Raw genomic sequence first — 12187 nt, forward strand, 5'->3', positions numbered from 1 at the left:
GCGACGTGGTGGCCGTGTCGGTGCCTCAAACTGATTGCAGCAGTTTGAGCGCCCGCTGACATGCGGCGTGGATTGCGTCCACCAGCGTGTCCAGAATTGGATGCTCGATGCCTTCGCTTCGAAGTTCGGCAGCAAGATCCTGCGCGTGGTCCGGCAGCTGATTGGCAGCCAGGCGCATCCAGGCGAGGCAAGCCGATGCCTCCAGGCGCATCTGCAGCGCAAGCTGTTGCCAATCGCTTGAACGGACATCCCACCAGCGATAGTGGCCGCCGATCTTCATCGCCAGCTTGATCTTGCGCTGTTGCAGATGCGGATAAGGCAGGGCACTGGAGATGTCGTACAGCGGCGCCAGTCGCACTTGTCCCGCCTGGCCAAGCAACAACGAATAGTTCTTCGCATGCGCATCGGTGCCGCCGATCAGGTAATTGAAGATCAAGGCCTGAAACAGGCTTTCGACGTCTTGCCGCGCGTGCGAGGAATGCATCCACAGCAGCTGCGCGATCTCGGTTGGTCCCGGGCCACCCTGGTGTTGATACTTGATCTGCGGCATCACTCCCAATGCCTGGCAGAAGTCTTCCTGATGGATGCGCAGCAGCGTGCCCTGGGTTGCGATGCGGTCATAGCGCTCGACACAGATGGCCGTCTCATCGCCAAACCTCAGCGCCTGGCCCGCTGCAGTCGACAGGCCGATCTTGCGCGCAAGGCGCAGGCAAAACAGTTCGTTCTCGACGAAGCCGTCGTATTCGCCGCTGGGCGGTTTGAGGATATGCGTGGTTGGAATGCGTCCGGCCGGGATGGCCCACTGCTGTCCGTCGTGCAGCAAGGCAATCTTGGCCTGCGCGCCGGCCAGGCTGAATTGACCGACGTCGTCGATCTGGCGTGCTGCACCGACATCCTGGCGCAGCCTGCGCAGGCGCATTTCCAACGCGCTCTCGGTGAGAGGCTCGATGCTGTCGTTGGCGCCGGACATGACGTCCTCAAGCCGGGCTGGAGTGACGAATTGCACCGCACCGGCACAGTCCTCGCCAACATGCGACAACAGCGCCAACGGGTTGCGCGGCGAGACCTGAAATCTGGATGCCCAGCGTTGCAAGGTGGTTTCATTGTCGGGCAGCAAGCCCCAGACCACCGCGTTGACCGCATCGGTTGGGTGATGCTCCCGGCTGAGCGGAAGGTTCAACGAAAGCGGTATCGCATTCGCCGACGCTCGCCAGGCAGGGTCGTAAGCAAATCGCGCACGGCCAGTAGCGTCGGCATCCAACTGGCCGAGCACTTGGCTGCCCATCAGTGCAATCAGCTTCACTTGGTCTTCTTCTTGCTGATTGATTGCGCTTTTGGTGTGGCAGGTGTGATCTTGCTACCGATGTCTGGTGCACGAGCGTTTTGTGAATTCGCCGCATCAGTCTCTGCTGCCTCTGCAGACGGCTGCTGCGATTTGCGCGACACGGCATCGCGCGCTGGATGCACTTCCAGCTGCGCGGCGTGCGCGGCAGAACGAGTTACCAGCCCAGCGCTTTGCGAAGGTTCCAGGACATGGAATGCATTCGGCTTGCCCACGTTCTTCAACGCGTAAAGCGAACTGAGCGGACGCTGGGTGCGATTGCGTTCGACGATGTCATCCAGGTTGATCGATGGCATGGCTGCGCGCTCGGGTGGAAGACGATGTCGAGCATCGGCGCCACCCGGGGCAAGCAGCAGCTCAAGGCCCAGCACCTGCAGCGCGCGCAGGATTAGTTGCAGCTCGGCGCGTGGCTTGCCTTTCTCGATATCGACGATCCACTGCCGACTCGCGCCGATTTCATTGGCCAGACGTGCCTGATCCCAGCCCCGGCTCTTGCGAGTGGCGCGGATAACATTGCCGATGTCGGCAGGGGTACGCACAGTGTCCATGGTCTGAATGTAAGCGATCGGCGACATGGATTCAATGTCGCCGTTCGCTTACATTCGGCTTGGGATTTGCAACACCTTAAGCCCCTGGAGCGCGCTGTGATGGCGAATAAGTTCGTTCGGTTACATATTCGCGATGTAACCGTTCGGCGACATCAAGCCGCCTGCACCACATGCAGCGCCTTGGGATTGCGCCACTGCGCCAGCAGCGCGGCTTCGCGTGCCTTGGCCTCGTGTAGATGCGCGTGCTTGATATGACCATAGCCGCGGATGTGCTCGGGGATGCTGGCGATCTGTGCGGCCAGGCCGACGTTGTCGGCATCCAGGCGTTCCAGCAGCGTCTCTACCGTTGCAACGTAATCGGTGATCAGTTGGCGTTCGCCACGCCGCTCGGCGCTGTAGCCGAACACATCGAACGTGCCGCCACGCAGGAACTTCAACCGCGCCAGCAGCTTGAAGGCGTTGAACATCCACGGCCCGTACTCGCGCTTGATCAGGTTGCCGTGCGCGTCCTTCTTTGCCAGCAACGGCGGCGCCAGATGGAAGCGCAGCGTGTAGTCGCCTTCGAATTGTTGTTGCAGCCGGCGCTGGAAGTCGCCGCGCGTGTACAGCCGCGCCACTTCGTATTCGTCCTTGTAGGCCATCAGCTTGAAGGCATAACGCGCGACCGCTTCGCTCAATGCGCTGCTGCCGGGCGCACGTTGCGCCTCGTGCGTGCGTACGCGTTCGACCAGGGCGCGATAGCGCTGCGCGTAGGCGGCATCCTGATAATCGGTCAGAAAGCCGACGCGGCGCGCGATGGCTTCATCCAGCGACTGCGCCAGCTGCTCGTCGTCAAGCGGATGCGTCGGCGCATCGACATCGCCATGCAGCGTATTGCCCGTGCTTTGCGCCAACGCACGTGGCGCGCTCTGACCGCTGAGATCGTGCTCTTCCCAACTGCCGGGCGCACGCGCTTGCGGCACCTCGCCATGCGCGATGGCCGAGTCGCCCATGCTCGGCAAACCCGCAGCGCGCCGCACTGCCGGCAGATCGACCGCGGCCAATCGCCCCCACGCGAACGCCTGCTGATTCATCGCCACAGCCGCACCGTTGAGCTCGATCGCGCGCATCAGCGCCGCATGCGACACCGGCACCAGCCCGTGTTGCCAAGCGTAGCCGAGCACGAACAGGTTGCTGGCGATCGCATCGCCCAGCAGCGCGGTGGCCAGTTGCGTGGCATCCAGCAGTAACGGCTCCTGGCCGCCCAATGCGGTACGCACGCCGGCGATGATCTCGGCGGCGGGGAATTGCAGATCCGGCTGGGTGGTGAAGTTGCCCGGCATGGCTTCGTAGGTATTGAGCACCACCTGGGTACGGCCATCGCGCACCTTGGACAAGGCCCAGTAATCGTTGACCACCACCATGTCGCAGCCCAGCACCAGATCCGCTTCGCCGGCAGCGATGCGTACCGCGTGGATATCGCCGGGCTGGCGCGCAATGCGGATATGTGTGGTCACCGCGCCGCCCTTCTGTGCCAGGCCGGTCTGATCCAGCACCGTGGCGCCCTTGCCTTCCAGATGCCCGGCCATGCCAAGCAACGCACCGATGGTCACCACGCCGGTGCCGCCGACGCCGGTGATCAGGATATTCCACGGTTGTTCCAGTGTGGTGCGTTGTGGCGGCGCGGGCAGCGTGTCGAACAGCGCGGTGGCATCGCGTTTTTTGCCCTTGCGCGGCTTGCCGCCATGCACGGTGACAAAGCTCGGGCAAAAGCCCGACACGCAGGAATAATCCTTGTTGCAGTTGGATTGATCGATCTGCCGCTTGCGCCCGAATTCGGTTTCCTTAGGCAGCACCGACACGCAGAAGCTCTTTTCGCCGCAATCGCCGCAACCTTCGCAGACCAGCGAATTGATCATGACGCGCTTGGGTGGGTCGACCAACTTGCCGCGCTTGCGACGGCGGCGCTTTTCGGTAGCGCAGGTCTGATCGAAGATCAGGATCGACACACCCTTGACCATGCGCAACTGCTGCTGAACCGCATCCAGTTCGCCACGGTCATGAAAGGCGACATCGGCGGGGAACAGATCGCGCCGCCGCGTCCACTTGCCGATGTCGTCGCTGACCACCGCAATGGCGTGGATGCCTTCGGCGCGCAGTTGATGCGCGATGTCCGGCACGGTGAGGGTGCCGTCCACCGGCTGGCCGCCGGTCATGGCGACCGCATCGTTGTAGAGGATCTTGTAGGTGATGTTGACGCCGGTGGCGACCGACTGGCGGATCGCCAATGAGCCGCTATGGAAATACGTGCCATCGCCCAGGTTCTGGAACACGTGCGGCGTGTCGGTAAACGGTGCCTGCCCCGACCAAGTCACGCCTTCGCCGCCCATGTGGGTGAAGGTGTCGGTAGAGCGGTTCATCCAGGTCACCATGTAATGGCAACCGATGCCGCCCAGCGCACGCGAGCCTTCCGGCACCGCCGTGGAGGTGTTGTGCGGGCAGCCGGAGCAGTAATGCGGCACGCGCGGAAACAGCGCGCGCGGCAAGGCCATTTCGGCTTCCTTGCTGTCCATCCAGCGCAGCCGCTGTTCGATCGAGTCGGTCATCGCGCTGGATGGCAGCGCAAAGCGCTGGATACGCTTGCCGATCACCGCGGCAATCGTGGCCGGGGTCAGCTCGCCGGTGGAGGGCAGGATCCACGCGCCGTGCTCGTCGTATTTGCCGACGATGCTCGGCCGCGCACCGGCGCTGGCCGGCCAGTTGTAGAACAGTTCCTTCATCTGGCGCTCGATGAAGGCTTTCTTCTCCTCCACCACCAGGATGTCTTCGAGCCCTTGCGCAAACGCGCTGATGCCCACCGGCTCCAGCGGCCAGGTCATGCCGACCTTGTACACGCGGATGCCGATCTGCGCGCACGCCTGCGCATCCAGACCCAGGTATTCCAGCGCCTGCAGCACATCGAGATAGCTCTTGCCGGTAGTGACGATGCCCAGCCGTGCATGTGGCGAATCCAGCACCACCTTGTCGATCCGGTTGGCGCGCGCAAATGCCTGCGCGGCGGCGATCGCGTAGCGGTGCAGACGCATTTCCTGATCCACCGGCGGGTCCGGCCAGCGGATGCTTAAACCCCCTGGCGGCAACGCGAAGTCCTCTGGCAGCACGATCGTGCGTGCGAACGGATCCACATCCACTGACGCGGAAGACTCCACCGTCTCGGCAATGGTCTTGAAGCCGATCCAGCGCCCGGTATAGCGGCTCATCGCCCAGCCGAGCAGGCCCATGTCCAGGATGTCCTGCACCCCGGCCGGGTTGAGGATCGGCATCATCGCGCTGACGAATTCTTCTTCCGAACCGTGCGGCAGCGTCGAGCTGCGGCAGGCATGGTCGTCGGCGGCCAGCGCCAGCACGCCGCCATATGGCGAAGTTCCGGCGGCGTTGCCGTGCTTGAACACGTCGCCGCTGCGGTCTACGCCCGGGCCTTTGCCGTACCACATGCCGTACACGCCCTGCACCTTGGCAACGGGGAACAGATTGGTCTGCTGGGTGCCCCAGACCATGGTGGCGGCCAGGTCCTCGTTGAGGCCGGGGGTGAAGGTCACCTTGGCCGCGTCCAGATGCTTGCGCGCGCGCCACAGCTCCAGATCGAAACCGCCCAGCGGGCTGCCGCGATAGCCGCTGATGAAGCCGGCAGTCGCAAGGCCGGCGGCGTCATCGCGCAGGCGTTGCATCAACGGCAGCCGCACCAGCGCCTGCACGCCTGACAAGTAGATGCGGCCATCGGCGCGCGTGTACTTGTGCTCCAGCGTGTAATCCGCATCCACCTGGCCGAGCTCCGGCGTGTTGGCAGAGTCGGGGGAAGAGAGTGCAGCAGTACTGGTCATGGCTTGCCCGGAAAGGGTGGCTGGAACCCAGGGCTCCAAAACGGCCTAACAATTGTAACAGCCGCTATTCACATGCCTGGGACACCAGGTGTGCATCGCAGCGACACTGAGGTTAGGATGGGACAGGGTTGGGGTTTGTCGTGTGTCGCAAGGGGAAAAACCAGTGAGAACGAAGTTCGCATGGGCCATTGCGTTGGCCCTGCTCGGGAGTGTGTGGTCGTTGGCGCAAGCGCAGAGCCTGCCCAAGCCCAAGGAGTTCTATTTCGACGAAGACCGCGGCACCACGAAAGCCGTGGTCGCCGTGCAGGGGCAGGGCGATGCGGTGGTCGACCGTCTGGCCGCGATGGTGCAGCGTGACGCACGTGCCGCCGAACCGCGCGCGCAACTGGCCTCGCTGGCCTATGCCGGTGGGCGCACCCAGTTAGGCGACGAGCTCTACCAGGGGGCGTTGGGCCTGGTTTCCAGTGGTAGCCAGCAATATCGCGCTATCACCTGGAACTACGGCTGGGATCTGTTGCGTGCCGACAAGGCCGACAAGGCCTTGCAGCTGTGGGCCAACCTGGCCAACGGCCGTCCGGCCACGCCGCAATGGCTGCCCACGACCGCTGCGCTGGCGCTGTGGCGTGCCGGGCGTAAGCAGGAAGCGGTCGAGTGGTATGCCGCCGCCGTGCGCACCTGGCCTGAACGCTGGAGCAGCACCGCCAACTACGCCAGCCTGCTGCCGGACTGGCGCGAAGCAGAGCGTGCCAGCCTGGCCGAGGTCTTCGCTGCGTGGCAGGCGAACCCGCCGGCGTTTCCGTAAGTCTTGGCATCGCGCTGCAGTTAACCGCCGCAGCGCGATGCCCTGCATTAGCCGAATCTGCGCGATAGGCAGGCTTTTTCATCCAGCCACCGACCAACGCCTTGATGAGGCGAGGGCGCCGCATATTCGACGTACCGGTTTTTTGGGCGACCGAGCGAAACCGCCAGGATTTGAAACGTAGACCCGGTGACATGAGTCGAAGGTGGAGAGATCAGTTGCAGAGCGGCGGATCTGTGGCTTGGTTGCAGGGCCCTTGCCCGCTCACCATCGCGGGACACGCCGCAAGTACGTCCGTGTAGGCTCTTACGCGGCATCCATGCCGCGTAAGGTCCCGCGACGGTGAGCGGGCAAGGACCAGTCGAGAGTGTCGGTGTCCATGGTTNCGCTTGCGGGACCGTGTGGCGGCATGGATGCCGCCACCGAGCCCCCAGGGACGGGTTCACGGCGTGTCCCGCGAGCGGCGAGAACGCCGCGCACTCGACACACTGGTTTCGGATAGGCAAACAATGGAAGTCTCGCTGCTTCGGGTTAGCGCGATGCCAAGCCAGCCCTCCGCCGATGCCTGTGCTGCGCGCTATGCGATCCTGTGCATCGCTTTCCAACGGACACGATCACGCCATGGCGGTGGATGCATTTGCGTTGATTCTGGCGATGTTGGGGCTGGGTCTGCTGTTCGCCCGCTTGCGGGTGCTGCCGGACAACAGCGCCGACGTGCTCAATCGCATCGTGTTGTATATCTGCCTGCCGGCCTCGGTGCTGACCTATGTGCCGCGCCTGCATCTGGATGCTTCGCTGGGTGGGGTGATCGCCACGCCGTGGGTGTTGACCGCGATCATCGTGCCGCTGCTGTGGGGCTGCAGCCGTGTGTTTGGATTCAAACGTGAGGAATACGCTGCGCTGCTGATGTGCGTGGTCTTCACCAACTCCAGCTTCATCGGCTTTCCGATGGTGCGCGCGTTGATCGGCGATCACGCGCTGCCGTATGCGGTGGTCTACGACCAGTTCGGTACTTTCGTGCTGCTGTCCACGTTTGGGTTGTATGTGCTGGCGCGCTACAGCGGCGACACCCCGCCTACCGCGCGGATGATCCTGCTGCGGGTGCTGCGGTTTCCGCCGCTGTGGGCGCTGCTGTTCGCACTGACGTTGATGCCGGAGCAGCCGCCGACCTGGATCGGTTCGGGATTGAAGAGTCTGGCCGATGCGATGCTGCCGCTGGTGATGCTGGCGGTCGGCTTTTCGCTGCAGTTGCGTTTGCCTGCGGACGAGTTAAAACCGCTGGCAGTGGGGCTGGTCTTCAAACTTGCGTTGATGCCGGTCCTGGCGCTGCCATTGTCCTGGGCGCTCGGCTTGCATGGGGCGATGTTGCAGACCAACGTCCTCGAATCGGCCATGCCCACCATGATCACCGCCGCCGCATTGGCCATCTCGCATCGGCTGGCACCGCGCCTGGCCGCAGCGATGGTCGGCTACAGCATCCTGCTGTCGCTGCTGACCTTGCCTGCCTGGGCCTGGTTGCTGGCACGTCTGGTGGCGTGATGCCAGGCGCGAACTCGCGCTGCCACTGCGGTAATGCCGCATCGCAGGTTCAACGCGCACCTGCGTTAGCCTCGCAGCCAATGCTGCACTGCGATGACAATGCGCTGCATTCAGAGCCGCCAATCGACACCACAGCGCGCGAGGTCATGACGCAGGCGCGCAGGTCGCGCAGAAGCTGCTGCGCACGCGCGCTGCACAGGGATTTTCCGAGCATGGATCACGGCTATTGGAAGATCGCCAGGCTGGCAGTCGAGCGGTTTAACGTCTTTCGACTACTTCCTCACCGTGCCGCGGTGTACGCTGCCGGCTTGCTCCCGGAAGCGAGGCGTGCATGAAGACAGTCCTGGTGGCCGGCTCCAAAGGCGGCGTAGGCAAGACCACGATCGCCACCAATCTGGCCGCACATGCGGCCTTGCAGGGCCAGCGCACCGTGCTGGCAGATGCCGATCCGCAGGGCTCGTCCACGCGCTGGGCGCAGCGTCGCGCCAGTCTGGAAAGTGCGGTGCTGCCGATCGACGCCACCCGCCGTCGCAACTGGCAGGCCGCAGTGCCCGATGGCACCGATCAGCTGATCATCGATGCCCCGGCCGGGGCAATGGCCGACGACCTGAGCGGATTTCTGGACCACGTCGATGCCATCGTGGTGCCGGTGCTGTCCTCGGCACTGGATATCGAAGCGGTGGTGGGCTTTCTCAACACGCTGGCCAAGGTGCCGCGCGTGCACCAGCGCAAATTGCCGGTGGGCCTGGTGCTCAATCGCGCCCGTCCGTGGACCCAGACCTCGCAGCAGGCCGCCGAGATGATCGGCACCTGGCCGTATCCGCTGGTGACCCAGCTGCGCGACACCCAGGCCTACGTGGTCATGGCCGGGCTGGGGCGCAGCTTGTTCGATTACCGCTCGGCGCAGGTGCGCGACCATCAACAGGACTGGGAGCCGCTGTTCAAGTGGCTCAAGAAGGCCTAAACCGGATAGTTTCCATGCGCGAATTGATCTTGTTGCGACACGCCCACGCCGAGCCGGCCGATACCGGCCAGGCCGATCTGGACCGCCCGCTGTCCCCGCACGGCATTGCCGAGGCGGAATCGGCCGGCCGCTGGCTGCGCGAGCAGCGCCTGGTGCCCGACCGCGTGCTGTGCTCGCCGGCCCGGCGCGCCCGCGAGACGCTGGAAGCGGTATTGGAGCTCACCGGCTATATCGAACAACGCCTGGACGAGCGCATCTACGAAGCGACGCCCGGCACCCTGGCCAGCCTGGTGGACGAACACCGCGACGCCGAGCGCTTGCTGCTGGTGGGCCACAACCCCGGGCTGGAGCGGTTGGCAGCGCTGATGCACAGCGGCCAGACCGGCGACTACCGTGGCATGCCCACCGCCGCGATCGCCCTGCTGGCGCTGCCGCTGGAGGCCGCCATCGAACCGGGGATCGCCCGCCTGATCGCCTTCTGGTGGCCTTGATCCGTGTCATCGTCGCTGCGCTGGTACGCCTGGCTCGCGCTCTGGGTCGCTCTGCCCTGTATGGCGCAGCAGAAGGTGCATTCCATCGACCCGGTGCAATCGCGCTTCGGGTTCGAGATCAGAACGCGCTTCGGCATGAAGATCGAGGGGTTCTTTCCGCGTTTTCGCGGTGAACTGGTGGAGTTGCCCGATAAACGCCAACAGGTGCGCTTCCGGCTGGACGCCACCCAGGTGGAAATCCCCGGCAAGGACCGCTACACCGCGTGGATGCGCGGCGAGGATTTCTTCGATGTCGCCCAGTACCCGGTGGTGGAATTCGAGTCGCTTCCCTACACCGAGGAGGTGGTGAAGAAGGGCGGTGACATCACCGGCAACCTGACCATTCGCGGAATCACCCACATCGAGACCCTGCATGTGGCGCCAGCTGAATGCGCGCGGCCGGGCTATGATTGCGACGTGATCAGTCGTGGGACGGTGCTGCGTGGACGTTACGGAATGAATGCGTGGCAGATGGCCCTGGGTGACAGGGTGACGTTCGTTCTGCGTGGGCGGTTGCAGGAGGCGCGGCGCCCGTGAGTTTCCTGTTGAGGGTGCTTGTGCTGGCAACGCTGTTGCTCGGCACCGGATGCGCCGGCCTGTCGCAAATCGAACGCAACCGCGCCGCAGGCGTGGCCGCCGCCGCGCGCAGCACGGTGGTGAGCTGTGACCAGGCCAATCGTTGCGCGCTGCCCTCGCCGTTACGCGCGCTGGGCGGCGAGGCGATCACGGCCTCCACCCCGGCCGCGCCCCGGCATTACGCCACCATTGTCGATCATGGCGAAGCCTCGTTGGTTGCGCGCTTGAATCTGATCCGCAGCGCCACCCGCAGCATCGATCTGCAGACCTATATTTTCGACAAGGACGACAGCGCACGCATGGTGCTGGATGCGCTGATGGACGCGGCGCAACGCGGGGTCAAGGTGCGCATTTTGATCGACCAGCTGTCGGCGATCGCCGATCTGCAGATCCTCGGCGCGCTGTCCAGCACCCACGAAAACCTGCAGCTGCGCATCTACAACCCCACCTTCGGCAAGGTCAAACTCAATTACTTCGACTACGCCGGCAGCGTGGTGTGCTGTTTTCGCCGTTTCAACCAGCGCATGCACAACAAGCTGCTGGTGGTGGACGATGTGCTCGGCGTGGTCGGTGGCCGCAACTACCAGGACGACTATTTCGACTGGGACAGCGAATACAACTTCCGCGACCGCGACGTGATTCTGGCCGGCCCGGAAGTGCGTGCGATGGCGGTGAATTTCGATGCGTTCTGGCGCGCACAGCGCAGCGTGCCGGCCGAGCGCCTGAACGATGTCGGCCGCCTGTTGCTGGAGCAGGGCGCACCGGCGATGCCGCCGGCCGAGTTTCGCCGCCCGGATCGGGTGGCACGCGTGGACCGTGAAGCGCGCGATCCACAGTTCATCCGCGATGTGTTCGTGACCCCGGCCATGCCGGTGCAGCGGGTGTTGTACGTGGCCGATCTGCCGCAGAAACACCGCAAGGAACATGCCGCCAAGGCGGTGTCTACCGCGCCCGAGCTGGACGGCCTGATCGCCGGCGCGCAGCAGGAAGTGTTGCTGCAGACGCCGTATCTGGTGTTGTCCGATGAAGCGCAGGAGATCTTCCGCGCACTGCGCAAGCGCCCGCAGCCGCCGCGCATCGTGGTCTCGAGCAATAGCCTGGCGGCCACCGACAATCCGATCGTGTATGCGCTGTCGTACAAGTTCAAACGCCGCAATCTGCGCGAGCTGGGCTTCAACGTTTACGAATTCAAGCCGTTTCCGCTGGATGCACCGGTGGATTACGCCAATCTGGTGCCCGACCCGCTCAACCCGGAGGCCGCCGAGCCGGCCGAGGGCGACAGCCGTGTCAATCGCGTGATCAGCGGCAGTGCCGCCGGCAATGCGGTGCGTGGCAGCGGTGGCAGCAATAGCAACAGTGGCAGTGGCAGTGGCAGTGGAACACCAGGGAGTGCCCTTCGCGGCAGCGGCGGTGGCGCGGGTCGTGCGCCCGGCGGCAGCGAGGTCGATCGGCGTGTGCTGCGTACCGAAACGCGGCCTTCGTTTCTCGGCACGCGTGCGGTCAACAAGCCGCTGCCGGTCACCCGCGCCGGCGCGCGCATGGGCCTGCATGCCAAGTCGTTGGTGGTGGACCGGCGTATCGGTGTGATTGGCACGCACAACTTCGACCCGCGCAGCGAAAACTACAACACCGAGGCGGCGGTGGTGATCGACGATGCGCGCTTTGCGCAGGCGCTGGCTGCCAGCATCGAGCGCGACATCGCCCCGGAAAATGCCTGGACCGTGGCCTCGCGCGAAAAGCCGCCGGTGCTGAGCGGACTGAACTACAGCGTGGGCAAGGTGTCCGAATCGCTGCCGGTGCTGGATTTCTGGCCCTGGCGCTATGCCACCAATTACGAATTCCAGCCTGGCCCCGGCTGCCCGTTCCCACTCAAGCGCCAGGATCCGCAGTTCCGGCAGTGCTATGTGGCGGTGGGCGACTTCCCCGAGGTCAACGTCGGCCCGAAGTGGTTGCTGGTGCGGATGCTGACCGCCTTCGGTGCCGGCCTGGTGCAGATTCTGTGATCGCATAGGCGCGCCGCTCACTGGCC

At 64.4% G+C, this 12187-nt stretch carries 9 protein-coding genes; 6 read left to right on the top strand and 3 right to left on the bottom strand.

Features of this window, described 5'->3' with window-relative positions; translation table 11 throughout:
- Nucleotides 1-25: 25 nt before the first annotated feature.
- From XcyCFBP4188_RS07410 to XcyCFBP4188_RS07420, 3 genes are all read right to left on the bottom strand, one after another.
- Nucleotides 26-1285 (bottom strand): type II toxin-antitoxin system HipA family toxin, encoded by a 1260-nt coding sequence (locus tag XcyCFBP4188_RS07410; protein WP_233397276.1) that lies wholly within the window; start codon nucleotides 1283-1285, stop codon nucleotides 26-28.
- Nucleotides 1286-1299: 14 nt separating this feature from the next.
- Complete coding sequence (locus XcyCFBP4188_RS07415) at nucleotides 1300-1917, bottom strand: type II toxin-antitoxin system Y4mF family antitoxin (protein ID WP_052303540.1); 618 nt, start codon at nucleotides 1915-1917, stop codon at nucleotides 1300-1302.
- Between the two features lie 125 nt (nucleotides 1918-2042).
- Nucleotides 2043-5750, bottom strand: a complete 3708-nt coding sequence (locus tag XcyCFBP4188_RS07420) for an indolepyruvate ferredoxin oxidoreductase family protein (protein WP_104591869.1) — start codon at nucleotides 5748-5750, stop codon at nucleotides 2043-2045.
- A 163-nt stretch (nucleotides 5751-5913) separates the two neighbouring features.
- On the opposite strand from XcyCFBP4188_RS07420, the gene XcyCFBP4188_RS07425 reads away from it, so the two are divergent.
- The 6 genes from XcyCFBP4188_RS07425 to XcyCFBP4188_RS07455 all read left to right on the top strand — a co-directional run bounded on the left by XcyCFBP4188_RS07425 (nucleotide 5914) and on the right by XcyCFBP4188_RS07455 (nucleotide 12161).
- Nucleotides 5914-6552, top strand: coding sequence for a tetratricopeptide repeat protein (locus XcyCFBP4188_RS07425; protein WP_006453198.1), 639 nt, complete (start codon nucleotides 5914-5916; stop codon nucleotides 6550-6552).
- 618 nt (nucleotides 6553-7170) lie between these two features.
- Nucleotides 7171-8088 carry an AEC family transporter gene (locus tag XcyCFBP4188_RS07435; protein WP_006449222.1) on the top strand — a complete coding sequence of 306 codons (918 nt, stop codon included), beginning with the start codon at nucleotides 7171-7173 and terminating at the stop codon, nucleotides 8086-8088.
- A 331-nt stretch (nucleotides 8089-8419) separates the two neighbouring features.
- Nucleotides 8420-9052 carry a ParA family protein gene (locus XcyCFBP4188_RS07440; protein WP_006449221.1) on the top strand — a complete coding sequence of 211 codons (633 nt, stop codon included), beginning with the start codon at nucleotides 8420-8422 and terminating at the stop codon, nucleotides 9050-9052.
- Nucleotides 9053-9066: 14 nt separating this feature from the next.
- The gene (locus tag XcyCFBP4188_RS07445) at nucleotides 9067-9543 is read left to right on the top strand and encodes a SixA phosphatase family protein (protein WP_006449220.1); all 477 of its coding nucleotides are present in this window, start codon (nucleotides 9067-9069) and stop codon (nucleotides 9541-9543) included.
- A 3-nt stretch (nucleotides 9544-9546) separates the two neighbouring features.
- Nucleotides 9547-10119 (top strand): YceI family protein, encoded by a 573-nt coding sequence (locus tag XcyCFBP4188_RS07450; RefSeq protein ID WP_104591870.1) that lies wholly within the window; start codon nucleotides 9547-9549, stop codon nucleotides 10117-10119.
- Complete coding sequence (locus XcyCFBP4188_RS07455) at nucleotides 10116-12161, top strand: phospholipase D family protein (protein ID WP_104591871.1); 2046 nt, start codon at nucleotides 10116-10118, stop codon at nucleotides 12159-12161. Before XcyCFBP4188_RS07450 ends, XcyCFBP4188_RS07455 begins: the two co-directional genes overlap by 4 nt.
- Nucleotides 12162-12187 lie beyond the last annotated feature (26 nt).

This window comes from Xanthomonas hortorum pv. cynarae (assembly GCF_002939985.1).
GTDB lineage: Bacteria > Pseudomonadota > Gammaproteobacteria > Xanthomonadales > Xanthomonadaceae > Xanthomonas > Xanthomonas hortorum_D.